24 protein-coding genes are annotated in these 25,092 nt (G+C 68.2%); 14 read left to right on the forward strand and 10 right to left on the reverse strand.

Annotated elements, in window-relative coordinates; genetic code table 11:
• Positions 1-53: 53 nt before the first annotated feature.
• A complete protein-coding gene (locus ACZ6YV_RS37565; protein WP_465514150.1) occupies positions 54-677 on the forward strand; it encodes an AmiS/UreI family transporter in 624 nt (207 codons plus the stop codon).
• A complete protein-coding gene (locus tag ACZ6YV_RS37570; protein WP_465514151.1) occupies positions 664-1,662 on the forward strand; it encodes an aliphatic amidase in 999 nt (332 codons plus the stop codon). Before ACZ6YV_RS37565 ends, ACZ6YV_RS37570 begins: the two co-directional genes overlap by 14 nt.
• Here ACZ6YV_RS37570 and ACZ6YV_RS37575 read toward each other — a convergent pair.
• Positions 1,643-2,131: a hypothetical protein gene (locus tag ACZ6YV_RS37575; protein ID WP_465514152.1), complete on the reverse strand. Its 489-nt coding sequence runs from the start codon at positions 2,129-2,131 to the stop codon at positions 1,643-1,645. The two genes, ACZ6YV_RS37570 and ACZ6YV_RS37575, sit on opposite strands and share 20 nt — an antisense overlap.
• Before the next feature lie 65 nt (positions 2,132-2,196).
• On the opposite strand from ACZ6YV_RS37575, the gene ACZ6YV_RS37580 reads away from it, so the two are divergent.
• Positions 2,197-2,661: an SRPBCC family protein gene (locus ACZ6YV_RS37580; RefSeq protein WP_465514153.1), complete on the forward strand. Its 465-nt coding sequence runs from the start codon at positions 2,197-2,199 to the stop codon at positions 2,659-2,661.
• On the opposite strand, the gene ACZ6YV_RS37585 is transcribed toward ACZ6YV_RS37580, so the two are convergent.
• Positions 2,601-4,013 (reverse strand): MFS transporter, encoded by a 1,413-nt coding sequence (locus tag ACZ6YV_RS37585; protein WP_465514196.1) that lies wholly within the window; start codon positions 4,011-4,013, stop codon positions 2,601-2,603. The two genes, ACZ6YV_RS37580 and ACZ6YV_RS37585, sit on opposite strands and share 61 nt — an antisense overlap.
• 125 nt (positions 4,014-4,138) lie before the next feature.
• Here ACZ6YV_RS37585 and ACZ6YV_RS37590 point away from each other — a divergent pair, with 125 nt between their 5' ends.
• Together ACZ6YV_RS37590 and ACZ6YV_RS37595 are read left to right on the forward strand one after the other, a co-directional pair.
• The gene (locus tag ACZ6YV_RS37590) at positions 4,139-4,561 is read left to right on the forward strand and encodes a winged helix-turn-helix transcriptional regulator (protein WP_465514154.1); all 423 of its coding nucleotides are present in this window, start codon (positions 4,139-4,141) and stop codon (positions 4,559-4,561) included.
• An 8-nt stretch (positions 4,562-4,569) separates the two neighbouring features.
• Complete coding sequence (locus ACZ6YV_RS37595) at positions 4,570-5,688, forward strand: ROK family transcriptional regulator (protein ID WP_465514155.1); 1,119 nt, start codon at positions 4,570-4,572, stop codon at positions 5,686-5,688.
• On the opposite strand, the gene ACZ6YV_RS37600 is transcribed toward ACZ6YV_RS37595, so the two are convergent.
• From ACZ6YV_RS37600 to ligD (ACZ6YV_RS37615), 4 genes are all read right to left on the reverse strand, one after another.
• Complete coding sequence (locus ACZ6YV_RS37600; protein WP_465514156.1) at positions 5,666-7,054, reverse strand: amino acid permease; 1,389 nt, start codon at positions 7,052-7,054, stop codon at positions 5,666-5,668. The genes ACZ6YV_RS37595 and ACZ6YV_RS37600 overlap by 23 nt on opposite strands.
• A 34-nt stretch (positions 7,055-7,088) precedes the next feature.
• Entirely contained in the window at positions 7,089-8,453 is a 1,365-nt protein-coding gene (locus ACZ6YV_RS37605; protein WP_465514157.1) for a pyridoxal phosphate-dependent decarboxylase family protein, read from the reverse strand.
• A 78-nt stretch (positions 8,454-8,531) separates the two neighbouring features.
• Positions 8,532-9,077: a MarR family winged helix-turn-helix transcriptional regulator gene (locus ACZ6YV_RS37610; protein WP_465514158.1), complete on the reverse strand. Its 546-nt coding sequence runs from the start codon at positions 9,075-9,077 to the stop codon at positions 8,532-8,534.
• 133 nt (positions 9,078-9,210) lie between these two features.
• A complete protein-coding gene (ligD, locus tag ACZ6YV_RS37615; RefSeq protein WP_465514159.1) occupies positions 9,211-10,128 on the reverse strand; it encodes a non-homologous end-joining DNA ligase in 918 nt (305 codons plus the stop codon).
• A 46-nt stretch (positions 10,129-10,174) separates the two neighbouring features.
• Between ligD (ACZ6YV_RS37615) and ligD (ACZ6YV_RS37620) the strand changes: the two genes are divergently transcribed.
• From ligD (ACZ6YV_RS37620) to ACZ6YV_RS37630, 3 genes are all read left to right on the forward strand, one after another.
• Complete coding sequence (ligD, locus tag ACZ6YV_RS37620) at positions 10,175-11,131, forward strand: non-homologous end-joining DNA ligase (protein ID WP_465514160.1); 957 nt, start codon at positions 10,175-10,177, stop codon at positions 11,129-11,131.
• A 126-nt stretch (positions 11,132-11,257) separates the two neighbouring features.
• Positions 11,258-12,091, forward strand: coding sequence for a DUF4097 family beta strand repeat-containing protein (locus ACZ6YV_RS37625; protein ID WP_465514161.1), 834 nt, complete (start codon positions 11,258-11,260; stop codon positions 12,089-12,091).
• A gap of 178 nt (positions 12,092-12,269) precedes the next feature.
• The gene (locus ACZ6YV_RS37630) at positions 12,270-13,526 is read left to right on the forward strand and encodes an HNH endonuclease signature motif containing protein (RefSeq protein ID WP_465514162.1); all 1,257 of its coding nucleotides are present in this window, start codon (positions 12,270-12,272) and stop codon (positions 13,524-13,526) included.
• A gap of 340 nt (positions 13,527-13,866) precedes the next feature.
• Here the strand turns inward: ACZ6YV_RS37630 and pip are convergent, their stop codons facing one another.
• A complete protein-coding gene (gene pip / locus ACZ6YV_RS37635; protein ID WP_465514163.1) occupies positions 13,867-14,808 on the reverse strand; it encodes a prolyl aminopeptidase in 942 nt (313 codons plus the stop codon).
• A 135-nt stretch (positions 14,809-14,943) separates the two neighbouring features.
• On the opposite strand from pip, the gene ACZ6YV_RS37640 reads away from it, so the two are divergent.
• Complete coding sequence (locus tag ACZ6YV_RS37640) at positions 14,944-16,041, forward strand: carboxylate-amine ligase (protein ID WP_465514164.1); 1,098 nt, start codon at positions 14,944-14,946, stop codon at positions 16,039-16,041.
• Between the two features lie 12 nt (positions 16,042-16,053).
• Here the strand turns inward: ACZ6YV_RS37640 and ACZ6YV_RS37645 are convergent, their stop codons facing one another.
• Complete coding sequence (locus ACZ6YV_RS37645; RefSeq protein ID WP_465514165.1) at positions 16,054-16,659, reverse strand: response regulator transcription factor; 606 nt, start codon at positions 16,657-16,659, stop codon at positions 16,054-16,056.
• A gap of 491 nt (positions 16,660-17,150) precedes the next feature.
• On the opposite strand from ACZ6YV_RS37645, the gene ACZ6YV_RS37650 reads away from it, so the two are divergent.
• Positions 17,151-17,849: an AraC family transcriptional regulator gene (locus ACZ6YV_RS37650; protein ID WP_465514197.1), complete on the forward strand. Its 699-nt coding sequence runs from the start codon at positions 17,151-17,153 to the stop codon at positions 17,847-17,849.
• 83 nt (positions 17,850-17,932) lie between these two features.
• Here ACZ6YV_RS37650 and ACZ6YV_RS37655 read toward each other — a convergent pair whose 3' ends face one another.
• Positions 17,933-18,928 (reverse strand): DUF1702 family protein, encoded by a 996-nt coding sequence (locus ACZ6YV_RS37655; protein WP_465514166.1) that lies wholly within the window; start codon positions 18,926-18,928, stop codon positions 17,933-17,935.
• 435 nt (positions 18,929-19,363) lie between these two features.
• Between ACZ6YV_RS37655 and ACZ6YV_RS37660 the strand changes: the two genes are divergently transcribed.
• The 3 genes from ACZ6YV_RS37660 (at position 19,364) to ACZ6YV_RS37670 (ending at position 21,693) form a co-directional block, all read left to right on the forward strand.
• Entirely contained in the window at positions 19,364-19,969 is a 606-nt protein-coding gene (locus tag ACZ6YV_RS37660) for a response regulator transcription factor (protein WP_026466657.1), read from the forward strand.
• 166 nt (positions 19,970-20,135) lie between these two features.
• Positions 20,136-20,960, forward strand: a complete 825-nt coding sequence (locus tag ACZ6YV_RS37665; protein ID WP_465514167.1) for an AfsR/SARP family transcriptional regulator — start codon at positions 20,136-20,138, stop codon at positions 20,958-20,960.
• Between the two features lie 46 nt (positions 20,961-21,006).
• Complete coding sequence (locus tag ACZ6YV_RS37670) at positions 21,007-21,693, forward strand: winged helix-turn-helix transcriptional regulator (protein WP_465514168.1); 687 nt, start codon at positions 21,007-21,009, stop codon at positions 21,691-21,693.
• Positions 21,694-21,752: 59 nt separating this feature from the next.
• Here the strand turns inward: ACZ6YV_RS37670 and ACZ6YV_RS37675 are convergent, their stop codons facing one another.
• Positions 21,753-22,373 (reverse strand): L-threonylcarbamoyladenylate synthase, encoded by a 621-nt coding sequence (locus tag ACZ6YV_RS37675; protein ID WP_378237285.1) that lies wholly within the window; start codon positions 22,371-22,373, stop codon positions 21,753-21,755.
• A gap of 393 nt (positions 22,374-22,766) precedes the next feature.
• Between ACZ6YV_RS37675 and ACZ6YV_RS37680 the strand changes: the two genes are divergently transcribed.
• The gene (locus ACZ6YV_RS37680; RefSeq protein WP_465514169.1) at positions 22,767-25,088 is read left to right on the forward strand and encodes a sensor histidine kinase; all 2,322 of its coding nucleotides are present in this window, start codon (positions 22,767-22,769) and stop codon (positions 25,086-25,088) included.
• Positions 25,089-25,092: the final 4 nt, after the last annotated feature.

Consider the following 25,092-nt stretch of genomic DNA (forward strand, 5'->3'; position numbering starts at 1 on the left):
ACATACTTTCATTTGAAATTATTCCACGTGATGCACGTTACGCGGAGGTGAGCATGGGCAACGTGGGCCTTCTCTACGTCGGCGCCGCCTTGATGATCAACGGCCTGATGTTGCTCGGCCGAATACCGCCGCGCTCGGCGGCGGTGCTGAACCTGTTCGTCGGCGCACTCCAGTGCGTCACCCCGACCGTGCTGATCCTGCAGGCGGGCGGGAACCAGGACGCGATCCTCGCCGCGTCCGGCCTGTACCTGTTCGGTTTCACCTATCTGTACGTCGGCATCGCGAACCTCGCCGGCCTGGCGCCCGAAGGCATCGGCTGGTTCTCGCTCTTCGTGGCGGGCGCCGCCGTGGTGTACGCGGGAATCGCTTTCTGGCACGACAACGACCCGGTGTTCGGCGTCATCTGGCTGTCCTGGGCGCTGTTGTGGACGTTGTTCTTCCTGGTGCTCGGTCTCGGCAAGGAGCGGCTGACGCGGTTCACCGGCTGGACCGTCCTGTTGCTCAGCCAGCCGACCTGCACGGTGCCCGCCTTCCTCGGCCTGACCGGCGCCTACCGCAGTGACGCCGGGACGGCGTTGCAGGCGGCCGCGATCGCGGTGGCGCTGGTCGCGGCGGCCGGTTCTCTCGACGTCCTGAAAAACCGTTCCGAGAAAAGGAGTCTTCATGCGACACGGTGACATTTCCGCCAGCCCGGACACGGTCGGCGTCGCGGTGGTCAACTACAAGATGCCACGGCTGCACACCAAGGCCGAAGTCCTCGACAACGCCCGCAAGATCGCCGAAATGGTGGTGGGCATGAAGTCCGGGCTGCCCGGCATGGACCTGGTGATCTTCCCGGAGTACTCGACGCAGGGCATCATGTACGACCCCAAGGAAATGTACGAGACGGCGGCGAGCATCCCCGGCGAGGAAACCGAAATCTTCGCCGCGGCGTGCCGGGAAGCCCAGACCTGGGGCGTTTTCTCCATCACCGGCGAGCGCCACGAGGACCACCCGAACAAGCCGCCGTACAACACGCTCGTGCTCATCAACGATCAGGGCGAGATCGTCCAGAAGTACCGCAAGATCCTGCCGTGGTGCCCGATCGAAGGCTGGTACCCCGGCGAGGAGACCTACGTCAGCGACGGCCCCAAGGGCATGAAGATCTCGCTGATCATCTGCGACGACGGGAACTACCCGGAGATCTGGCGCGACTGCGCGATGAAGGGCGCCGAACTGATCGTGCGCTGCCAGGGTTACATGTACCCGGCCAAGGAACAGCAGGTGCTGATGGCCAAGGCGATGGCGTGGGCCAACAACTGCTACGTCGCCGTGGCGAACGCCGCCGGTTTCGACGGCGTCTACTCGTACTTCGGCCACTCCGCGATCATCGGCTTCGACGGGCGCACGCTCGGCGAGACCGGCGAAGAGGAATACGGGATCCAGTACGCGCAGCTTTCGGTGTCGGCGATCCGCGACGCGCGGACCTACGACCAGTCGCAGAACCACATCTTCAAGTTGCTGCACCGCGGTTACACCGGCGTACAGGACGCGGACGAGGGCGACAAGGGTGTCGCGGACTGCCCGTTCGACTTCTACAAGCTCTGGGTCACCGACGCCAAGAAGGCGCAGGAGAAGGTGGAGGCGATCACCCGCGACACCATCACTCCTCCGACCCCATGATGAGGACGGTGAGCCGGACACCGCGTGAGGTGTGGGCGAAGCTCAGCACCAGCGGGACGAGCACCATCGCGAAATAGGTCCACAAAGGCCAGTGGTAAAGATGGGTCAGGTGCCAGGTTTCCTTGAGGGCGATGAAAAAGGCGCCCGCGCACACGATGAACCAGCCTTTGGCCTTGTTGGCGAAAGTGGCCATGGTGCGCCGCTGACCTGCCGTGAGCGTCCGCATGAACGCACGCTGCACCTTCTTCCGGCGGCGCCGTTCCTTGATGACGGCCACCGGCGGCACCAGCCACCACCAGCGCGACGTGGGGGTGCCGCCGGTGGGACGGCGAGTCTGGACCGAACGCAGGTCTTCGAACCGCTCGCCCTCCTCGCGCAGTTCCAGCGCGCCCTGGTACATGGGCCCGGCGACGAGGAGCCAGCCGCCGAGGAAGGCGGACCAGGCGACGACGTACTCGATGTGGATCACCCCTCCCGGACCACCCGACGTCCGTGATCCGCGGTGACCAGCCTATCCGCCCTAGACTCGGGACGATGGACAGGATCGACAGCGGCAGCAGGGTGATCGCCGCCCCGCCCGCGGCCGTCTACAAAGCCCTCCTCGACCGGGAGTCCCTCGAAGCCTGGTTGCCGCCCGAAGGCATGCGCGGCCGCGTCGAACACTGGGATCCGCGGCCCGGTGGCGGCTTCCGGATGACCCTCACCTACCTCGACGCGTCCACCGCGCCCGGCAAATCGTCGGACGCGACGGACATCGTCGAAGTCGGGTTCGCCGACCTGGTGCCGCCGGAACGCGTGGTGCAAACGGCCGTCTTCGAGTCCGAAGACCCGTCGTTCGCGGGCACCATGACGATGACCTGGCAGCTCGCCGCCGCGGGTGACGCCACCGAAGTGACCGTCACCGCGACGGACGTGCCGACCGGCATCGGCCAGGCGGATCACGAGGCCGGGATCGCCTCCTCCTTGGCGAATCTGGCTTCCTTCACCGAAACGCGCTGACGGCCGGACGCGATGACGATCGCGGCGAGGACGGCCATCACCAGCGGCACGACCAGCGCCGCCCGGAAGCCGCCCAGTGCGGCCTGCGGCGAACCGTCCCCGAGCGCGGCGACGTTGACGGCGGTCACCGCGGACAACCCGAGCGCCGCGCCGAACTGGAAGGCCGTGTACAGCAGACCACCCGCCAGCCCCTGCTCGTCTTCGGCGATCCCGTCGGTGGCGACGATCGTCAGCGGGCCGTAGGCGAGAGCGAACCCGAGGCCCAGGATGATCATCGACGGGAACATCGCCGCGTACGTCCAGTCCAGGTCCAGCGGCAGGAAGAGCGCGTACGCCACGGCGGCGAGCACGAAGCCGCCGAAGATCAGCCGCGTGTTGCCGAACTTCGCCACGAGCCGCGGGGTCAGCGTCGGCGCGAGGATCGCGTCGATCCCGACGGCCAGCAGCGCCAGGCTCGTCTCCACCGTCGACCAGCCCCGGAGCTCCTGCAGGTACAGCGTGACGAGGAACTGGAACCCGAAGAACGAACCCGCGAAGAGCAGGGCGCTGACGTTCGCCCGCACCAGCGGACCCGACCGCAGGATGCCCAGCCGGACCAGCGGCGCGGGCGACCGGCGTTCGACGGCCACGAAGGCCGCCAGGGCCGCCACTCCCCCGGCGAAGGACGCGACAGTCCAGCCCCAGCCCTGCGCGGGGTGTTCCAGCCGGACCACCGCGTAGGCGATCAGCAGCATCGCCGCGGTCACGGTGACCGCTCCGGCGAAGTCCGCGCGCCGCTGGACACGTTCCTGGTTCGCGGGTTCCTTGATGAGCCAGAGCGCGGCGAGCAGGATGACGGCGGAGAGCAACACCGGAGTGAAGAACACCCAGCGCCAGTCGATCCTGGTCAGCAGCCCGCCGATGACCAGGCCGAGCGAGAACCCGCCCGCCCCGGTGCCGGCGTAGAACAGCAGGGCCTTGTTGCGTTTCGGACCCTCCTCGAAGCTCGTGGTGATGATCGACAGGCCGGCCGGGGTCATGAAGGCCGCGGCGACGCCGGTGACGAACCGGGCGAGCAGCAGCATCCAGCCTTCGGTGGCGAACCCGCCCAGCCCGGAGAAGACGAGGAACACCATCAGCCAGGTGACGAACATGCGGCGGCGGCCGTACATGTCCGCGGCGCGCCCGCCCAGCAGCATGAACCCGCCGTAGCCGAGCACGTAGGCGCTCACCACGCCGCTCAGCGTCGCGGTCGAAAGGCCGAGCTCGGCCCGGATGGACGGCAACGCGACGTTCAGCATCGCGACGTCGATGCCCTCCAGGAAGATGGCGCCGCACAGCACCAGGAGCACACCCCAGGCCCGCCCGCTCATCCGGTCGGCGGCACGTGTTGCAGTCAAGATCAGTTCTCCCTCAGTGGACAAGGGACCGACGGTTACCCATCTGCCGGTCGGTTCCCTCTTGTAACCAAGGAGATCTTCCGACACTATCGGTGACCATGGAAGAAGGCACTTTGAACTCACCCAGTCGTTGTGAACTCACCGAGGAGGACTACGAGGCCTTCCAGTGGGACACCCGGGAGGACTGCGAGGTCCGCCAGATCCTGGACCGGGTGGCGGACAAGTGGTCGCTGCTGGTGATCGCGCTCCTCGACCGGAACACCCTCCGGTTCACCGAACTGAAGTACAAGATCGACGGCATCAGCCAGCGCATGCTCACCACCACGCTGCGTCACCTCGAACGCGACGGGCTCGTGACCAGGACCGTCTATCCGGTCGTGCCGCCCCGCGTGGACTACGCGCTGACCCCGCTGGGCATCACGCTGCACCAGACCATCCAGTCGCTGGTCACCTGGACCGAGGAGCATCAGAGCGAGATCGCCGTCGCACGCGACCAGTACGACAAACGCGTCACCGTCTAGGGAGTCGCATGGCCAGACTGTCCGGAGGGGATCCGTCACTGTTGCGGCGGTTGAACGCCGCCGCCGTCCTGCGAGCGCTGTACGCGGCCGAAGAACTCACCCTCTCGGAACTGGTCAAGGCGAGCGAGGTCTCCCGGCCGACGGTCGAGGAGATCGCCGCCGACCTGGGCGGACAGGGCCTGGTCGAGGAGGTCCCGCTCTCCCCCGGCGCACCACGCCCGGTGGGCAGGCCCGCGAAGCGCTACCGCTTCCGCCCCGAGTCCGGACACGTCGCCGGGCTCGAAATCAGCCCGCATCAGACGTTGTGCCTGGTCGCCGACCTGCGGGGCGAGGTCGTCGGACGGGCGAAGGCCGGGCTCACCCCGGAAATGGACGCGGCCGACCGGCTCGACACCGCGCGCCGGGTGCTCGGCACCGCCGTCGAGGGCCACGCGAACGTGCGAGTGCTCGGCATCGGCACCACCGGCGTGGTGTCCGGCGGCAAGGTCGTCCGCAACGATCGCCTTCCCGGCTGGACCGGCCTCGACCTGCCCGCGAAGTTCGGCGGCGGCTGCCCGGTGCTCGCGGGGAACGACACCAAGCTCGCGACGCTGGCCGAACACTGGCGCGGGATCGCGCACGGCGTCGACGACGTCGTCTACGTGCAGGCCGGGCGGACGGTTTCGCTGGGCTTGCTGCTCGGCGGGAAGCTGCACGCCGGCCACAACGGCGCGGCGGGCGAGATCGGCGCCCTGCGGCAGGTCGGCTGGTACACGGCGCTCGACAGGTTCCTCGCGTTCGGCGACGGCTCAGGATCCGCCAAGGCCACCAGACGGGTCTTCGAGGCCCTGCGTGGCGGCGATCCGGAGGCCGAGGCGATCGTGGCCGCCTTCGTGACGGATCTGTGCGTCGGCGTCGCCGCGACCGTGCTCGCCGTCGACCCGCAACTGGTCGTCATCGGCGGCGGGCTCGCGCAGGCCGGGGACCTGCTGACGACGCCGCTGCGCGCCGAACTCGCCCGGCTGTGCCTGTTCCCGGTGCGCGTCGAGACGTCGACACTCGGCGACGACGCGGTGGCGCTCGGCGCTGTCCGGCTGGCGCTGAGCCGCGTGGAGCGCGAACTGTTCAGCGTCGCGGACGTCGCCTGAGCAGGCCGATCACCACGATCAGCACGGCCACCGCGCCACTGGTGAACAGCTGCGCCCGCGCGTCGGCGTCCGTCCACATGAGAACGAGGACGCCCGCCATCGCGACCAGGGCGACCCAGCTGAGCCACGGGAAACCCCACATCCGCACCGGCAGGTCCGCGGCCGTGCCGTCGCGTTCCGCCGCTTTCCGCAGCCGCAACTGGGAGAGCGCGACGAAGATCCAGACCAGCAGGATGTTCGCCCCGATGGCGTTGAGCAGGAACGGCAGCACGTGTTCGGGGGCGAGGAAGTTCAGCAGTACGGCCACGAAACCGAACGCGACCGACGACAGCACCGCCGTCCGGGGGACACCCGTTCCGGACAGTTTCAGCATCGCGCGCGGCGCTTCACCGCGCTCGGCCAAGGAGAACACCATCCGCGAAGCGCCGTAGAGGTTCGCGTTCAGCGCCGAGAGCAGCGAGGTCAGCACGACGAAGCTCATCAGCAGCGCCGCCGACGGCACCCCGATCTGCTCCAGGATGGTCACGAACGGGCTGGTGTTGGCCGAAGCGGACTCCCACGGCAGCAACAGCACGATCAGCGCCACGGAGCCGATGTAGAACAGCAGCAGCCGCACGATGACGGTGCGCGTGGTGCGGCGGATCGAGCCTGCCGGGTCTTCGGACTCCGCCGCGGCGATGGTGACCAGCTCCATGCCACCGAAGGAGAACGCGACCGCGAGCAGACCGGTCAGCACTCCTTGGAGACCATTGGGCAGGAACCCGCCGTGCCCGGTGAGATTGTCCAGCCCGACCGGCGTCGTCCCCGGCAGGACCCCGAACACCGCCAGCGTGCCGAGCACGAGGAACCCGACCACGGCGGTCACCTTGATCGCGCCGAACCAGAACTCGAACTCCCCGAACGAGCGCACGGCGAACAGGTTCACCACGGTCAGCACCGCCATGAACAGCAGCACCCAGGTCCACTGTGGAATCGTGGGCAGCAGCCCGCTCGCGATCCCCGCCGCCGCGGTCGCCTCGGCGGCCACCACGACCACCAGCAGCGACCAGTACAGCCAGCCGACGGTGAACCCTGCCCAGCGCCCGAGCGCCTTCTCCGCGTACACCGAGAAAGATCCGCTGCTCGGCTCGGCCGCCGCCATCTCGCCCAGCATGCGCATGACCAGCACCATCAGCAGGCCCGCGACCACATAGGACAGCAGGATGCCGGGACCGGCGGTCTTGACCCCCGCGCCGGTGCCGACGAACAGCCCGGCGCCGATCGCGCCGCTGATGGCCAGCATGGTGACGTGCCGCCGCCGGAAACCGGTGCCGAGCGACCGGGTTTCGGTCGCGGTCACGGGTTCGGCGGGACCTGGTGCGGGCATGGTGGATCCATTCGTGTGCGGCGGTACGCGGTGCTCAACCGCGGGACAACTCTTCCAGCCGTTCATGGAGCCGGTCGACGTGGTCCTCACTTTCGGGCTTCATCAGCACGCTACGCAGGATCCTCGCGCCGTCCGCATCCGCGTCGACCCCGGTGTGACGCAGGCCGAACTGCGGCCCGCTCACCCGGAGCGTGCTGAGGAACACCGGATCCTTCGCCGCGGCCATGCCGACACGCATGATCCGTGCGCTCGTCTCGTCGATCTTCGACAGCGAAAGCGGTTCCGTGCGGGGGAAGTAGGTGACGATGTCGAGTTCCGGTGGCTGGTACAGGTCGAAGCGCTCGGAGTCCTCCAGCAGCTTCGCCCATCGCAACGCCGCGCGGCGCCCGGCCGCGAGCACCCGGCCCAGCCCGTCGGGGGTGGGCGGCAGCACCCGGAAGGTGAGCCACAACGCGGCGGCGGCCGCGCCCGCCCGGGAGCATTCGAGACTGATCTCGCCGAGGTGCAGGTCTTCCGAGGTGAAGTAGGTGTACGGCGAATCGTGCAGGTAGAACCGCCCTGCCCCGGGATCCTTGAACAGCACCGCGCCGCAGCCGTAGGGCTGGAGGCCGTGCTTGTGCGGGTCGATGACGATCGAATCGGCCTCGGCGATGGCGAGCCACGGCGCTTCGGGCAGCCCTTCCGGACCGTCCAAACCGGACAGAAGCCGGAAGAAACCACCGTAGGCGGCGTCGACGTGCACCCGGACGCCGTAGCGTTCACGCAGCGCCATGGCCTCGTGGACCGGTTCGACCGTGCCGAGCGCGGTCGTGCCCGCGGTGAGCACCACGGTGCCGATCTTCCCGGTGCGCAGCAGCTCTTCGAGCGCGTCGAGGTCCATCGCGCCGCGAGCGTCGACAGGCACCGTATGCCCCTCGACGCCGAGCACCCCGCACATCCGGCCGTGCGTGTAGTGCGCCTCGGCGCTGTACGCGATCCCCTTGCCCGGATGCGTTTCGCGCGCGACGAACAGCGCCTCGAGGTTCGCCATCGTGCCGCTGGTGGTCAGATGCCCCAGATGCTCTGTGTAGCCGAACATCGTGGCCAGCTGCCGGACCACCTCGCGTTCCATCTCGGCCGTCGCGGGCCCGCCGTCGAGCGCGTGGTTGTTGGGGTTGACCAGCATCGCGGTCAGATAGCCGACCACCGCGGCCGGATGCGGCGGTTTGAGCATCTGGCCCGCGTAGGACGGGTGGAAGAACGGGTAGTTGTCCTTCAGTCGCTCGGTGAGCTCCTCGAACGCGGTCTCGAACCGCCCGTCGGGGATCTCCAGCGACGGATGCGTCCGTACGGGGGTGAACGTCTCCGCCCACGCCTCGTTCGACGTCAACGCCTGACCGAGCCAGTACCGGAAGTCCATCAAGCGCGCCCTTCGATCGTTCGGCTCCAAAAAACGTAGAAGTCGCCGGAGGTCTCGCGCAACCGTCTTCGGTAGGGGTCAGCTCTCCCGGGCTATAGCCGCCTGGCGCCGCTCTTCGCCCCTCTCCTCCAGTTGCTTGACGATCTCCCGCAGCGAAACGGCCAGATCGGTGCACTCCGCCGGGCTCAGCCTGTCGGTGACGAACGCTTCTTCCTGGTTGAACTCCGGGAAGAGCTCCCGCATCAGCCGCTCCCCCTCCGGTGTCAGCGCGAGCAGCACGAGCCGACCGTCGACGGGGTGTTTGCGCCGGGTGACCAGGCCATGGGCCTCCAAGGTCTTCATCACCCCGGTCAGCGTCCCCTTGGTGATCCCGGACTCCGCGGCGACGTGCCTGGTCTCCTTCTCACCGAAGATCCACACCACCCAGAGCACCACGAACGCGGTCCAGGTGAGGCCGGCGGTGCGCAGGACCGAGTTCTCGAAGTGCAGCCGTACCGCCGTGGCGGCGCGGTGGAGGTTGGCCACCGCCTCCATCCGCTCCCAGAGCAGCGGGATCCCGCCCAGTTTGGCCCGCACGGCGTTCTCGGTCTCGGCCAGCGTGTGATACCCGGTCAACAGCCACATCCTCACCGGCCCCGCGGCGCCAGTACGGTGGGCGCGCACCCCCGCGCGCCCGATCCGCCGATCGTATGCGGAACGGGCGGGAGTCCACAGTGGTCTTTCGGGGCGCCTGTCCTGTTTCGGACAATTTCGCGCCTCACCGAGTGGGAACGGCGGCGCGGTGCTCGGCGATGTCGCCGAACAGATCGCCCATCTCCTCGACGCGCTCGATCACCTGCCCGGCGGTGAACAGCAGGTCGGCGGCCTTGCGGCAGGCCTCGACCTCCTCCCAGGTCACCGGGGTGGACACGGTCGGGACGGCGCGGCCGCGCAGGGAGTAGGGCGCGATGGTGGTCTTGGCGGTGTTGTTCTGGCTCCAGTCGATGAACACGCGGCCGGGGCGGATCGCCTTCGTCATCCGGGCGACCACGGTTTCCGGTGACCGGCGCGCGAGTTCCTCCGCGACCGCTTTGGCGTACTCGGAGGTGCGTTCGTCCGATCGGGTGCGCACCGGGCAGTACAGCTGCATTCCCTTGTTGCCGCTGGTCTTCGCGTACACCGTCAGGCCGTCTTCGGTGAGCAGGTCGCTGAGCGTCTCGGCGACCCGGCAGCAGTCGACGACGTCCGCGGGCGGGCCGGGGTCGAGGTCGAACACCAGCAGATCGGGCGACTTCCGCGCGCCACGCGGTCCGACAGTCCATTGTGGAACGTGCAGTTCCAGTGCGGCGAGATTGGCCGCCCACATCAGCGTCGGGAGGTCGCCGACCACCGGGTAGTCGAGCGTCTCCTCCCCGCCCCGGCGGCCCCGGTTCGTGAGCCGCGCGGTGCGCACCCATTCGGGCGCGTGCCGGGAAACGTTCTTCTCGTAGAACGGTTCGCCGTCGACGCCGTCCGGGAACCGGCGGAACGTGGCGGCGCGGTCGCGCAGATGCGGGAGCATGGCCGGGGCGACGCGGCGGTAGTAGTCGAGGACCTCGCGTTTGGTGAAACCGTGCGCCGGATAGAGCACCTTGTCCAGATTGGACAGCCCCAGCCGCCGTCCCTCCACCTCGACCGTTATCCGCTCTTCAGGCACCCTTCGACGATAGATCACCGGCGGGGTTTCCGGGGTACCGTGAGCCATGAGTACTGTGCCGGACGCGATCGCCCCGATGCTGGCGACCGACGGTGACCTGCCCACCGGCGGGTGGGGGTACGAATACAAATGGGACGGCTACCGCTGCTGCCTGCGGGTCGCGCGCGACGGCGAGACGCGCCTGACCAGCCGGCGCGGCCTCGACATCACGGCGACGTACCCGGACGTGACCGCCGAAGCGCTCAGCGGCCGCGAAGCCGTCCTCGACGGCGAGATCGTCGTCCTCGACGACCAGGGACGGCCGAGCTTCCCGCTGCTGCAGACCCGGCACCTGCGCACGCCCGACGCGTCGCTGCTGGAACGCAGCCCGGTGCACTTCTTCGCCTTCGACGTGCTGCTTCTCGACGGCGGCCTCCTGCTGGACGAGCCCTACTCCGCCCGTCGTGAGCTGCTGACCTCCCTGGGGGCCGGTGGCCGCATCGTCATCCCGCCGGGTTACACCGACGACGACATCTCGCCCGATCAGCTGCTCGAAGTGGTCCGGCAACACGGTCTCGAAGGGCTGATCGCGAAGAAGCTCGACAGCCGGTACCACCCCGGCAAACGGACGCGGCAGTGGATCAAACGGGCGCTGTGGCACACCCAGGAAGTCGTGATCGGCGGCTGGCGGCCCGGCGAAGGACGGCGCTCGGGGACCCTCGGCGCGCTGCTGCTCGGCGCGCACGACGAGTCCGGTGACCTGCGGTACGTCGGCGATGTCGGGACCGGGTTCAGCGACAAGGTCCTCGATGACCTGTACGCCCGGCTCATCCCGCTGGAACGGAAGACACCGCCCTTCGCTTCGGAGGTCCCGCGTGATCGGGCGCGGCGGGTGCGGTGGGTGACGCCGGAGCTCGTCGGGGAGGTAGTGCATCGGAACTGGACCCCGGACGGCCGGTTGCGGCACACGACGTGGCGGGGACTGCGGGCAGACAAGACCCCCGAGGACGTCGTGCTGCCGTGACAGCGGCGCACGTCTGCCTGACTCGGGGTCCCACGGCGTGTCAGCGCTGTGGCAGCCCGGTGTCAGGACGGTCGGCGATCGTTGCTTCAACAACACGAGATCACCACCTCCGAGGGAGTTCCCACCATGTCTGTTTTCACCACGACGTCGCCGATCACCGCCACCCTGACCACCGCCGGTGCCTGGGTCCGCGTCGCCGCGAGCGACCGTTCGGACACGGTGGTCCTGGTCGAGCCGATCGACAGCACGAGCAAGTCGGACGTGAAGGTCGCCGAGAACACGAAGGTCGACTTCGCCGGCGGAGAGCTCTCGATCGAGACCAAGAAGGCGGGCGGCAAGAACGGTTCGGTCGCGATCACGATCGAGGTGCCCACCGGTTCCAAGCTGGTCCTGAACACGGCCTGGTCGGACGTGCTCGCCGAAGGCCGGTTCGGTGACTGCGAGCTGGAGGTGTCGTCAGGCCGGATCAAGGTCGACCGGGTCGCGGCGGTGCGGGGCAACCTGGCGGCGGGCGAGGTCACGATCGGGCATGTCGCCGGGACCGTGACCGTCGAAGGCGGCACGGCGGGCATGCGGATCGGCGAGGCCGAAGGCTCCGTCAAGTACGTGGGCGCGACCGGGAAGATCTGGATCGGGCACGCCCGGTCCGGCGTCGACCTCGCCGGTTCGAGCGGGAGCTTCGACATCGACCGCGCCGACGGCGACGTCATCGCGAAGGCGGCCAACTGCCCGATCCGCGTCGGACGGCTGTCGCACGGTGCGGCCGAGCTGATGAACGCGTCCGGTGGCATCGAGGTCGGCATCGGCGGGGACAGCGCCTCGGTGGACGCCGAGAGCAAGAAGGGTTCGGTGCGCAACTCGTTCGGCACGGGCGGGGTTGCTGACGGTGTTGCGGGCGGCGTCAAGGTTTACGCGCGCACTCGGCTCGACGACATCGTCATTCGCCGCGCGGCCGCTTGAGGTTCCGACCGCTTGAGGTTCCGACCGTGGTGACACCCTTTGCGGGTGTCACCACGGTTTTTCCGTTTGAAACTCGCATTTAGTCTACTAATTGCCACTGCCTGAACGGCGTCATACTTGTGGGTGTTACATAAACGTGTGATAGAACATCTGTTCGACTGCGGGTAATGTTGATCTCGTGGCCATCGACAGCACATCCCCGACGACACCCGCCGAGTGGTGGCGCGTCGACACCGCGATGTTGCATGCCCGCAAACAAGAACTGGAAGTCCTCAAACGCCAACTGGATGCCGAGCAGAACGCGATCCTCGCCGAAATCAACACCCGAGGGATCCGCGGCTGCTCCGGACACTCGACGCTGGCGGCACTGATCTACGAAGACTTCCTGGTCACGGACAAGGAAGCCAACGACCGTGCCGACCGTGTCCTCGCCCTCCACCCCGGCCCCACCATCGGCGGCGACCCAACCCCACCTCTCGCGCCCTTGACCGCTGCAGCAGCGGCGGAAGGCGCGATCGGCGGCTCACAAATCGACGCCATCATCCGCACCCTCGCCCGTATCCCCTCCACAGTGGCGGAAGGCAAGATTCGAGACGGCGAAAAGATCCTGGTCGATCTCGCTCGTCATACCGGACCACGCGCCATCGCCCGAGCCGGACGACGCCTGCTGGACAACCTCGACCCCGACGGGAAGGAACCCCGTAATGAGGATCCCAAGGATGTGCGGCCGGAGTTGCGGTTCGTCAAACACCGCGACGGCACCCTCGGCCTCAAGGCGACGCTTGACCTGGAAACCTACGCCCGCCTGAAGTCTGACCTGGATCCCATGGCCAAGCCCCACAAGGCCATCGACGGCATCCGAGACCCCCGCACCCAAGATGAGCGCTATGGGGATGCCTTCACCGACTATGTGCGCCTGAAAACCACCAGCCGCAATTTGCCCGGCCAGGCAGGCGAGGCCACCCACATCCTCGTCACCATGTCGTACGAAGACCTGATCAACGATCTCGGTGAAGCTCACCTGGATCTAGTCGGGCCGATCAGCGCCACCGACGCCCGCATCCTCGCCTGCGACGCTCGTGTCAGACCCGGAGTCCTCGGCACCGCGGGCGAACCCCTCGACATCGGCCGCTCCAAACGCACGGTGTCCTTGGCCCAGAAGTACGCACTCACCATCCGCGACAGAGGCTGCGCGTTCCCTGGCTGCGATATGCCGGTGCCGCGTTGTACGGCGCACCACATTGTTTTCTGGCGTCACCACGGCGAAACGAAAATCGACAATCTCGTGCTCCTATGCACCCGGCACCACCGGCTGATCCACCGCAGCGAATGGAAAGTCCAGATAGCCCAAGACGGACTTCCCGAATTCACCGCCCCCACCTACCTCGACCCCACCGGACAACCCCGACGCAACACCATGCACCTCAGGACATAGACCGACCGCCCCCCGCAAGCAGTCGACTACTTGCGCCACCCAAACGAGCCGGGACTGGAGCCGTGTCGTTCGCTGCAGCAGGCGATGGCGGGTGTGACTCCCGCAGCGCGGACAAGGCGGCGGGATCGCGTGGATCAACGGCACCAGCCGGGGTGACGTCGTACCGACAGCATCTCGTGCAGCTGCTGCCACACACCGACCTCGGTCCAGTCCTGCATCTCCGAAACCGACGCTCCACCCGCGGCAACAGACCGTCATCGCCCACCCTCGCAGAAGACCACCGGGACACAACATCAAACCCACAACCAGGATCCTTAGTCGACTACTCGCGTTCGTGTCATCACCCGCGTGAGGCGAACCGGTCCAGCGCGTCCAGCTTCCAGGCTCGCTTCACGTCGCTGGACCGATGGCCCGAGCCGTCGTCGATCAGCAGTTCGGCTCCGGGCCAGGCTCGGGCGAGTTCCCAGGCCGTGTCCACTGGGCAGCTCAGGTCCCGGCGTCCGTGGATCAGTACGCCGGGGATGTCCCGCAACAGGGCGGCATCGCGGATCAGAGCGCCCGGTTCAAGCCAGCCAGCGTGAGAGTAGTAGTGCGTGACGATGCGTGCGAATGCCAATTCCCACTCGCCGATCGGACCTTTGTGGACGGTCGCGCCTGGCTCCAGAGAAAGGACGGTGTCCTCCCAGGTACACCAGGAACGGGCGGCCTCGGTCCGGATGTGCGGGTCGGGATCCGCCAGGAGCCGTGCGTAGGCGACGACCAGGTCACCGGAGAGATCGCCGCGGAAGCGGGCCCACTCTTCGGGGAAGAAGCGGCCGGCGCCGCGATACAACCAGTCGACCTCGGAAGGGCGTGTCGTGCTGATGGCGCTGACGATGATCTCCGTGACCCGCTCCGGGAACCGTTCGGCGTAGGCGAGTGCGAGCGTCGTGCCCCACGAGCCGCCGGTGACGAGCCAGCGTTCGATACCCAGATGTTCGCGTAGCCGTTCCATGTCGGCGACGAGATGCTCCGTCGTGTTGTACCGCATGTCTGTCGCCGGGTCGCTCGCGTGCGGGGTGCTGCGGCCGCAGCCGCGCTGGTCGAACAGCACCGCGCGGTAGCGGGCCGGGTCGAACATCCGCCGCATGCCAGGCGTGCAGCCCTGTCCGGGGCCGCCGTGCAGCATGACCGCCGGTTTCCCGGCCGGGTTCCCGCAGGTTTCCCAGTGGACGAGGTTGCCGTCACCTACATCGAGCAGTCCCGAGTCGTAGGGCTCGACAGGAGGATACAGATCGATCATGAACCGAGACTAGACCGTCAGTGAGACCGCGAAACACTTTCGCCGCAACGAAGTTCAGCACACCGGCCCTTTCCTCGCCGCGCTCGAAGGGGGAGATTCATTGGTACCGGCCGAAATCACCAGAAACGGAGAACCATGGCGCTTGACGGCATGAACTTCACGCTCGGTGTGGAAGAAGAGTTCGTCCTCCTCGACCCGATGGACGGCTCGGTCGCGTTGCGCGCACCCGATCTTCTCGAGAACCTCGCGCCCGGACCGGACGTCACCGGTGAGCTGATGCGATTCCAGATCGAGACCGCGACCGACGTCTGCCGCGGCCTCGACGAGGTGCGGTCGGAATTGACGAGGCTGCGGCAGACCGTCGCGAGGGCGGCCGAGGCCGACGGCTGCCTGATGGTGGCGGCGGGGATCCCGCCCGGTGAACTGCGGCCGGACGCGCTCACGTCCGATCCCCGCTATCGGCGGATGGCCCAGGCGTTCCCCGAACTGATCGACGAGGCGGGGACGTGCGCCTGCCATGTGCACGTCGGCCTGCCTTCGCGGGATCTCGGCGCGCGGGTCCTCGCGGGGCTGCGGCCGTGGCTCGCCCCGTTGCTGGCGCTCAGTGTCAACTCTCCGGTCGAGAACGGCACCGACTCCGGCTGGTCGAGCAGGCGCTTCCCGATCTGGGACCGGTGGCCGACGGCGAAACCTCCCGACGAATGGTCCGGTGCGGCCGCCTACGACCGGAGTATCGGGGACGCCTTGCGTCACGGCGCCGCCCTCGACGCGGCAGGCGTGTACTTCTACGCCCGCCTTTCCCCTCGCTATCCCACCGTCGAGGTACGGATCGCCGATGTCTGTCTGGCCGTCGACGACGCCGTGCTGCTCGCGGCACTGGTTCGCGGACTGGTCGCGACCTGCGCCGGAACCGCGAGGCCGCCGCGAGCCCGCGGTGCCCGGATCGGCGCGGCGTTGACGGCCGCCGCGCGCCGCGGCCTCGACGGACCGGGCATCGACGTCTTCACCGGCAGGGAGGCCGATCAGCGCGACCTTCTCGGGGAACTCGTCGATTTCATCCGGCCGGCGCTCGGTGCCGCGGGTGACACCGAAGACGTGGAGCGGGGGCTGGACTCGCTGTTCGAGCACGGGACAGGAGCGACCCGGCAACGCCAACTGCTCGCGGAAGCGGCTTCAACCGGTGAATTCGCCGCGGATCTCGCCCACGCGACGATGAACGTGCCGACCCGATGAAGGGGGCCGGCGTCACAGCCAGCCGGACTCCCGGGCGATCCGCACCGCGTCGACACGGTTGCGGGCGCTGAGCTTCGAAACGATCGTCGTCAGGTAGTTCCGCACGGTACCGGCGGACAGGAAGAGTTCCGCCGCGATCTCGGTCGGGTCGGAGCCGACCGACGCCAGCCTGAGCACCTCGATCTCGCGGGCGGTGAGCGGGCATTCCTCGCTGTCCCAGGCGGCGAGCGCCAGATCGCCGTCGACGACGCGCCGCCCGGCGGCGACCCCGCGGACCGCGTTGGCCAGCCTGTCGGCGGGCGCGTCCTTCCGCAGGAAACCGTTGACCTTCGCGGCCAGTGCCCGCCGGAGGGTGCCGGGGCTGCCGAGCGAGGTGAGGATCAGCGTGCGCACCTCGGGCAGTTGCTCGTGCAGTTCGGCGGCCGCGGTGAGCCCGTCCTTGCCGGGGAGGTCGATGTCGATGAGCGCGATGTCGGGGCGCGCGGACTGGGCGAGCGGGAGGATCTCGTCACCGCTGGCGCATTCGGCGACGACCTCGATGTCGGCTTCGAGGCCGAGCAGCGCGACCAGAGCCCCACGGACAATGTGCATGTCCTCCGCCACCAGGACCTTGATCATCGACCCCATCTGCCTTTCGCCTGCGCCTCGCCCCACGAGCCGACAATACTATCCTCACACACCCGTCCCGCGAAATGGAAACCGGCCCTTGACCGCCGCGGGGGGACGCGGTCAAGGGCCGGTTCTGTGTTGCCGCGGGAATACGTTCTTCGGACCGCACCAACACGGCCGGGGTAGTTCCGGCGTGAATGCGCTACCAGGAATTTTGCGGCCATCCGACGCGAAGATCCAGTGTTCACACCACCGCCGACCTGTGGTTTTCGCATGGTCATCCCATGATGTGCGGCCTTCCCCAGACCCACCGGGGGCACTGTGAAATTTTCACGTCGCCGCACACATGAATCCATATCCGGCGGTGAATCAAGCACTTCAGGAGAAGCGGCGGCGAACACTACTGTCGGAAACCACAAAGCACACCGGAATTCCTTGAACGAAAGGACGGTACAATGGATGAGACTGTCCGGCGAGCCGTGGAGCGAGCCATTGGCGCCATGAACGAGAAACTGGGCGAAGAGCTCACTATCGACGACATCGCCCGTGCGGCGACCTTCAGCAAATTCCATTTCACCAGGGTGTTCCAGCAGGCCACCGGCGTCTCGCCCGGCCGGTTCCTGTCCGCGCTGCGGCTCGACGAAGCCAAGCGCCTGCTGCTGACGACCTCGATCACGGTCGCCGACATCAGCCACCGCGTGGGTTACAACAGTGTCGGCACCTTCAGCACGCGGTTCAGCAGCCGCGTCGGCCTCTCCCCCTCCGCGTACCGCCAGCAGGGCGGTTTCCAGCACCGTCTGGCGGGCGAACCCCGTCCCGGCCCGAAGCCGGCGATCGTCCGCGGTTTCGTCTCGGCGCCGCCGGAGATCTCACCCGGCCTCGTCTTCGTCGGTCTTTTCCCGACTCGCATCCCCGAGGGCGAGCCCGTGCGCTACACGGTCATCGACGTCCCCGGCCCCTATCAGCTGACCGACGTCCCGGAAGGCACCTGGCACCTCGTCGCTCACTGCGTGACCGGGCCGCTCACCCGCCGCGGCACCGGGTTCACCGGGCACCACGGCCCGATCACCGTCGAGCCGGGCGTCACCGCGCGGCTCGCGGACCTGCGGATGCGCCCCAAGCGCCTGTTCGACCCGCCGGTCCTGCTCGCGCTGCCCGACCTGCGGCACCGGCCGGAGCCCGTCAAGCGCGCGGCCTGACCTTCACCCCAGTGCCATGAAAGGGTCGTTCAAGACAAAAATGTCTTGAACGACCCTTTCATGACGTCCGTGGGAGCGGGGTCTCAGGCGGACAGGCGGCCCACCGAGGGAGCGAAGCCCTCGCGGATGTTCTGCCGCCAAAGTTCGTAGGCGGGTGTCCCGTCGGCGGCGTTCTCGACGACCTCGGTCGAGTCGGCCAGGTCGACGGCCTCCTCGATGCTCAGCCCGGCGAGCGTCCGCGCGGCGCGGCGGGTGTGCGCGGGGACGAACGACGAGAACGTCCTCGCCTTCACCGCGAACACGACACCGAGGCCGAGTTCGTCCTGGTGCTCCCCCGCCGACTCGCGCAGCCTGGCCAGCCCCGGCTGATCACAGCCGCCCGCGAAGGTCGAGGCGAGCCCGACGCCGCTCCACAGGTCCGGGCGGCGTCCGGCGGGGAAGCGGTTCACCGCCGCGGCGACCTTCACCGGGTCCGCGCCGTTGATGAACCACAGCGCCCGCCCGATGCCCTGGTCACAGGCGCGCGGGAAGTACGCCGGGGTGCCGGCCCACGGGTACGGCTTGGGGACGAACTGCCCGTCGACCCACTTGCGCGTGTCGAAGTACGCGCGGTCGAACGCGTAGCCGTCGACGGCCAGCCAGCTCATCGTCGGATGGAACGGGACGCCGTCCAGATCCGGCAGCACCTTCTTCCACAGCGGCCGGGGTAGCCGGGCCATCGCGAACCCGATGCCGATGTAGGTCAGGAACACGTGCGGGAGGCCGGGGCCGCTCATCAGTTCGGCCGTGCGGTCCTTCCGGCCGCCGGGCATGACGTCGAGGATGGTGAACGCCATCGCCGCGCCCTCGTAGGCGAACCCGCGCATCTCCTGCTCGACCATGTCCAGCCGCCGCTCGGCTTCCCACAGCGCGGGTCCGTGGATCCCCCATTCGAACCCGCACACCACCGCCTGCGGGATCGACTCCAGCCGGGCGGTCGCCGGCTTCGGCGGCACCCCGAACCCGCGTCCCTCGAAGCTGACCGAAGCCAGCGAAGGTGCGAACACGGCCTGACGGAGGGCACCCAGCAGTGAGCTCATCACATACGTCCTTTGTGGATAGTGGCGGCTTCGCGCGCGAACTCGGCTCTTGCCGAGGAGACCACGCCGTGCTCGCCGTCCGCTCGACGGTCGATCGAGGTCGGAGCCGGTACCGCCGAACAGTCCATCCCGGCCATTGACAATGGCGATTTCACCCGTTCGCCGAGCTAATTCACCGGAGTGGTACGTACTCGACGGGGAATGAAAAGCACTTATGTCGGCAATTTTACCGTCTTCTATCCTGACACTGGGTAATCGATCGATAGCAGTTTCATACTCCTCGAAGCTTCCGCATCGCCGCAGCTCACCAGGGCATTGATCGACCGAGCAGGCCGCCGAAAAAAGCACAACCTTGAATCGTGCGATTCAGATTCACTCTTCCGGGTTTGATATGTACACTGAGAGTTAGCGCGTTTTGGGGAAGAGGAGGTCGGAGTGATCCGAGTCCTATTGGCCGAGGATATGCACATGGTCCGCGGCGCCTTGGTCGCTCTGCTGAACCTCGAACAGGACATCGAGGTCGTCGCGGAGGTCTGCTCGGGCGACAAGATCCTCCCGATGGCCGCGGAGTACCTCCCGGACGTCGCGATCATCGACATCGACCTGCCGGCCAAGGACGGACTCGCCGCCGCTTCCGAGCTCTACCAGCAACTTCCCAGCGTCCGTACGCTGATCCTCACCTCGCTCGGGCGTCCCGGCACGGTGCGCCGCGCGCTCGACGCGAAGGTCAACGGCTTCCTGCTCAAGGACGCGCCCGCCGACAAACTCGCCAACGCCGTCCGCTCGGTCGCCATCGGCCGCCGCGTCATCGACAGTGAACTCGCGTTGTCCGCCTGGGAAACGGAGGATTGCCCGCTGACCCCGCGGGAGGTCGAGATCCTCCGCCTCGCGGCGAACGGGCGCACGGTCGCCGACATCGCGGCGGAGCTGTTCCTGTCACCGGGTACCGTGCGGAACTATCTCGCCACGGTGGTCACGAAACTCAACGCCCGCAACCGGGTGGACGCCATCCGCATCGCCACCGACTCCGACTGGCTCTGACCCGCGCGCGTCTTCTCCTTTGCCGCGAACGGTTCCGCGCTCCAGGTCATGACGATCGCATACGCGGCAACGAAGAAATCACGGTTCGCCGGGTGTTTCCGGCACTGTTCCGAAGGTTCTCCCTCTGTCACCGTCACAGAGGGGGAGTCCGCCGGAGGGGCAGGGGATGCACGCGATGACCATCGACCAGGGAGACACGGCCACCGCGCCGGTCGCCTCGAACCGGGTGCCGGACGCGGTACGCGCGCGGCTCCTCGGCCCTCTCGAACTGCACGCCGGCGGCGCCGATCGCGCACCGACCACGCCGAAACTCCTGCAACTGCTGGCGATGCTGCTCATCCGTCCCGGCAAGACGGTCCACGTCGACTCCCTGGTCCACGAGCTGTGGAACGCCGCGCCCCCGCGCAGCGTCCGCCGGACCCTGCACACCTACGTCCACCACCTCCGCCGCCACCTCGATCCCGACGGCAACGGCGATCTGCTGATCACCTGCCCGCCCGGGTACCGGCTGGACGTCGATCCGGCGGTGGTCGACGTGTCGGAGTTCCAGCGGCTCCAGCAAGTCGGCCGCACTCTGCTGGACGAGGGCGACAACGCGGCGGCCGCCCACGCTTTCCGTACCGCGCTGGACCTGTGGTCCGGTCCCCCGCTGGCCAACATCCACTGTGGACCGACCCTGGCCGCCTACACCGTCTATCTGCTGGAGCACCGGCGCAACGCCCGTGACCTGTGGATCGAGGCCGAGATCCGGTCCGGGCGGCACCGGGAGATGCTCGGCGTGCTGCGGTCGCTGACCACCGCGAACCCGTTCGACGAAACCCTGCACGGCCAGCTGATCCGCGCGCTGGGACTCAGCGGGCGGCGCAGCGACGCGCTGGCGTCCTATCACTGGCTGCGGGCGAGGCTCGAGGACGAACTGGGGGTGAAACCCTGCGCCGAACTGCGAGAGCTGCACCGCGAACTGCTTTCCGAGGGACACCCGATCCGCTGAACGAGCACCACCCCGCCACCAGATCCAGGAAGTTGAGGAGTCAAGCATGACCGCTCGCACCTACGGCCAGTTCTGCGGCCTCGCCCGCGCGCTCGAGATCATCGGGGAACGCTGGTCCCTGCTCGTGATCCGCGACCTGGTGCTCGGCCCGAAGCGCTTCGACGAGCTGCAGCAGGGCTTGCCGAAGATCCCGACGAGCATCCTGTCGACCCGGCTCAACGAACTCGAACGGCACGGTGTCGTCCAGCGACGGGTGCTTTCGCAGCTCGACGCCGGGGTGGTCTACGAGCTGACCGAGTACGGCAACGACCTCGACCAGATCCTGCTGCAGCTGGGCCTGTGGGGTGCCCGTTCGCTCACCGACCCGGCGGCGGACGACCTGTTCACCCTCGACGCGGCCATCCTGTCGCTGTACACGACGTTCCAGCCGGACGCGGCCCGCGGCGTCCGTGGCTCGTTCGAGCTGCACTACGGAGATCAGATGATCGTCCACGCGGTGGTGGAGGACGGCGCGGTGACCGCGGGCGAGGGCCCGCATCCGGATCCGGACCTCGTCATCGAGCCGCGCGGGCCGCTCATGCTCAAGCTGCTGAACGGCGAGCTGGACGCCACGAGCGCGCTCACCTGCGGCGCTGTCGCCATCAAGGGCGACCCTGCGCGGCTGGAGCTGTTCACGAGGCTGTTCCACATCCCCTCGGCGCCGTCGAAGGCCGAAGGGCTCGTCACGCACTGAGGACGTGTCCGCGGCGGGACCGGGCCGAGACACCGGTCCCGCGCGGTCACTCCAGGTGCCTATTCGAAACGTGAAGTGTCGCCGGCGCCGTGGCGCACGATCTCCGGCTCCCCCGACGAGAAATCGATGACCGTGGTGGGCTCGACCCCGCAGTCGCCGGAGTCGATCACCGCGTCCACCACGTGCTCCAGCCGCTCCTTGATGTCCCAGCCCTGGGTCATCGGCTCCTCCTGGTCGGGCAGCAGCAGCGTGCTCGACAGCAGTGGTTCGCCGAGTTCGCCCAGCAGCGTCTGGGTGACCACGTGGTCCGGGATGCGCACGCCGACGGTCTTCTTCTTGGCGTGCAGCAGACGGCGCGGAACCTCCTTGGTGGCCGGGAGGATGAACGTGTAGCTGCCCGGCGTGGACGCCTTGATCGCGCGGAAGACCGCGTTGTCCACGTGCACGAACTGGCCCAGCTGGGCGAAGTCCTGGCACACCAGGGTGAAGTGGTGGCGGTCGTCCAGCTTGCGGATGCTCCGGATGCGATCGATGCCCTGCTTGTTCCCCAGCTGGCAGCCGAGGGCGAAGCAGGAGTCCGTCGGGTACGCGATGAGCCCGTCTTCGCGCAGGATGTCGACGACCTGTCCGATCGCGCGTCGTTGCGGATTTTCCGGATGTACGTCGAAATACCTGGCCATACGCCGAGCTTAAGGCCCCCGGCTCCCGCGCGCCGCGACAGGCCGCCCCGTGTGTCGTCCACAGCGGTGTACACGGCGCCGTACACGCGCCTGACGTACACAGTGGAACCCCGGAGCGACTCACGTCTTCCATCGTGGCGTGTTCCGCGATCCTCCGCAGGGTCCGAACGCCCCACACCCGGCCGTCGGGCGCCGGGATTTTCCCTGTCCCCGGCGGGGAAAACGTCTCCCTGTTCGTCGTTCTCCCTTACCTTGAAGGATCAACGGGGGTAACAAGCATGGGTTAGGATCCGAATACACCGCGATGGAAGGGTCGTGCGGCGCCCTGACTCGGCCGTCGCGAGGGCGAAGCACAACGAAGATGAGACGTCTCCTGTTACCACTGGGGTGCCTGTGCCGGAACAGCTCGCGGTGACCGCCGAACCACTGGGGACCGCCGGGATCGACCGGCGCCCCAGGAGAGCGCTGTTCCTCGCCGGGCTGATCATCACCGTCGTCTTCGTCAACTCGTGTCTGTTCGGTCTCCTCGCCGTCCTGACGCGGCCCGGGGTGGACTTCTGGCAGGGTCTGCTGGCGGTGCTGTACGTCGGGCCCGTGCTGGCGATCCAGCTGCTGTACTTCAGCCGTCCGGCGGTCCGCCTCGACACCAAGCTCGCGAAAGCCATGCTGGTGGTCCAGGCGTGCCTGGCCTACCTGCCGACGCTGCACTTCGAGGCGGCGCTGAGCTCGCTGACCACCCTCGCGGCGGGCAGCGCGCTGCTGTTGTTCCGGCCGCGGACGGGCTGGACGGTGTTCACCGTGTTCATGGCGGGCACGACGTGGATCCTGTGGACCTACGACGACACGTGGCTCGGCGCGGTGTTCGACAGCATCACCGCCGTCTTCTACGCGCTGGTCGTGTACCTGCTGACCTGGCTCGCGCGGCTGGTGACCGAACTGCACCAGGCCAGGACCGAGCTGGCGCGGCGCGCCGTGGCCGAGCAGCGGCTGGCCTTCGCGAGGGACCTGCACGACCTGCTCGGGCTCAGCCTGTCCGCGATCGCGCTCAAGGGCGAGCTGGTGCACCGGCTGCTGCGCAAGTCGCTGGACCGGGCGCGCGAGGAACTCGCCGAGATCACCGGGATCGCCCAGCGGACGCTGTCGGACGTGCGGTCGGTGGCCAGGGGGTACCGGGAGCTTTCGCTCGAGAAGGAATCGCGGACCGCGGTGTCGCTGCTCTCGGCGTCGAACGTCGCCGTGCGGGTCGACCTCGAGCAGGTCGAACTGCCGGTGAAGCTGCGCACCCTGCTGGCGAAGGTGCTGCGGGAGGGCGTCACGAACGTGCTCCGCTACACCGGCGTCGAGCAGTGCGAGATCACCGTGCGCGAGAACGCGGGCCGGGTCACGCTGGAGATCGTCCACGACGGAACGGCGCACGAGGACGTGCCGGAAGAGACGGCCGAGAGCCTGCGCGAGGTGACCGCGGAGGTCTCCGGCCACGGCGGGACGCTGAACGCGGGCCCCGACGCGGCGGGCCGGTGGCGGCTGAGCGCCGACCTCCCGGTACCCGACCGGATCGAACCCACCGAGACGGCGCTGGCCCAAGTGTCCGGGCACTGGTCCCGGATCGACGCCAGGAACGTCCAATGGACGCTGACGGTGGTCTTCATCCTCTTCGGTCTCTCCGCGATGGCGCGGGCCTTCATGCTGACCGAGGACGGCTGGTCCCTCGCGCTCATCGCCGGCTACCTCACCGCGCTGATCACGTTGCAACTGTCCTATTTCGCCCGGCCGAACCTCCGGCTGCGCTCCCGGCAGACCTACGCGCTGCTGTTCGTCCAGGCCTGCCTGATCTTCCTGCCGCTGATCCCGCTCGGGCACACCTGGGTGAGCCTGCCCAGCCTGTTCGCGGGCACCGCGTTGCTGGTGCTGCCGCCGCTGGCGGGATGGACGGCGTTCGCCGCGACGGCCGCCGGCGTGGTGCTGATCCGGATCGAATACGGCACCGACTTCCTCGGCGGCTTCTACAGCTTCGCGTCCATCCTGAACACCGGGCTGATGGTCTTCGGTCTCATCTGGCTGATCCGGCTGGTGACCGAACTCGGCGAGACCAGGAAACGCCTCGCCGAGGTCGCGGTCGCGGAGGAGCGGCTGCGGTTCGCCCGCGATCTGCACGACCTGCTGGGGATGAGCCTGTCGGCGATCGCCCTCAAGAGCGAGCTGACCAGCCGGATCATGGACATCGACACCACCCGCGCCTCCGACGAGCTGCTGGAGATCCTCGGGCTGACCCGGCAGGCGCTGACCGACGTCCGCTCGGTGGCGAGCGGCTACCGGGAGCTGTCGCTGGATCAGGAGTCCCGGTCGGCGCAGGCGGTGCTGGTGGCCGCCGACGTCCAGGTGCGACTGGAGATCGAGCACGAGGACCTGCCGGTGACGGTGCGGACGGTGCTGGCCGTGGTGCTGCGCGAGGGCGTCACGAATGTGTTGCGGCACAGCAAGGTCGAACGCTGCGAGATCGCCGTGCGGCGGACCGGCGACGGCGTCGCGCTGGACATCGTCAACGACGGCGTCGAGAACGGACGGCCGCCGAAGCCGGAGCAGCCGGGGCGGGTCGAGGCCGCGGGCAGCGGCATCACGAACATGTCCGACCGCGTCGCCGGGCTAGGCGGCGAGCTGACAGCCGGGGTCGAGGCCGACGGGCGGTTCCGGCTGCGCGCGGTCGTGCCCGTCTAGGGCG

The organism is Amycolatopsis sp. NPDC102522 (assembly GCF_055584485.1).

Bases quoted from the DNA above. Each gene is read 5' to 3' on its own strand.
- ACZ6YV_RS37580 (WP_465514153.1), top strand. From the start codon at position 2,197: ATGGACAGGATCGACAGCGGCAGCAGGGTGATCGCCGCCCCGCCCGCG.
- ligD (WP_465514160.1), top strand. From the start codon at position 10,175: ATGAGTACTGTGCCGGACGCGATCGCCCCGATGCTGGCGACCGACGGT.
- pip (WP_465514163.1), bottom strand. From the start codon at position 14,808: ATGATCGATCTGTATCCTCCTGTCGAGCCCTACGACTCGGGACTGCTC.
- ACZ6YV_RS37625 (WP_465514161.1), top strand. From the start codon at position 11,258: ATGTCTGTTTTCACCACGACGTCGCCGATCACCGCCACCCTGACCACC.
- ACZ6YV_RS37650 (WP_465514197.1), top strand. From the start codon at position 17,151: ATGAACGAGAAACTGGGCGAAGAGCTCACTATCGACGACATCGCCCGT.
- ACZ6YV_RS37675 (WP_378237285.1), bottom strand. From the start codon at position 22,373: ATGGCCAGGTATTTCGACGTACATCCGGAAAATCCGCAACGACGCGCG.
- ACZ6YV_RS37570 (WP_465514151.1), top strand. From the start codon at position 664: ATGCGACACGGTGACATTTCCGCCAGCCCGGACACGGTCGGCGTCGCG.
- ACZ6YV_RS37655 (WP_465514166.1), bottom strand. From the start codon at position 18,928: ATGAGCTCACTGCTGGGTGCCCTCCGTCAGGCCGTGTTCGCACCTTCG.
- ACZ6YV_RS37610 (WP_465514158.1), bottom strand. From the start codon at position 9,077: ATGTGGCTGTTGACCGGGTATCACACGCTGGCCGAGACCGAGAACGCC.
- ACZ6YV_RS37565 (WP_465514150.1), top strand. From the start codon at position 54: ATGGGCAACGTGGGCCTTCTCTACGTCGGCGCCGCCTTGATGATCAAC.
- ACZ6YV_RS37595 (WP_465514155.1), top strand. From the start codon at position 4,570: ATGGCCAGACTGTCCGGAGGGGATCCGTCACTGTTGCGGCGGTTGAAC.
- ACZ6YV_RS37665 (WP_465514167.1), top strand. From the start codon at position 20,136: ATGCACGCGATGACCATCGACCAGGGAGACACGGCCACCGCGCCGGTC.
- ACZ6YV_RS37605 (WP_465514157.1), bottom strand. From the start codon at position 8,453: ATGGACTTCCGGTACTGGCTCGGTCAGGCGTTGACGTCGAACGAGGCG.
- ACZ6YV_RS37645 (WP_465514165.1), bottom strand. From the start codon at position 16,659: ATGATCAAGGTCCTGGTGGCGGAGGACATGCACATTGTCCGTGGGGCT.
- ACZ6YV_RS37590 (WP_465514154.1), top strand. From the start codon at position 4,139: ATGGAAGAAGGCACTTTGAACTCACCCAGTCGTTGTGAACTCACCGAG.
- ACZ6YV_RS37640 (WP_465514164.1), top strand. From the start codon at position 14,944: ATGGCGCTTGACGGCATGAACTTCACGCTCGGTGTGGAAGAAGAGTTC.
- ACZ6YV_RS37600 (WP_465514156.1), bottom strand. From the start codon at position 7,054: ATGCCCGCACCAGGTCCCGCCGAACCCGTGACCGCGACCGAAACCCGG.
- ACZ6YV_RS37670 (WP_465514168.1), top strand. From the start codon at position 21,007: ATGACCGCTCGCACCTACGGCCAGTTCTGCGGCCTCGCCCGCGCGCTC.
- ACZ6YV_RS37585 (WP_465514196.1), bottom strand. From the start codon at position 4,013: ATGAGCGGGCGGGCCTGGGGTGTGCTCCTGGTGCTGTGCGGCGCCATC.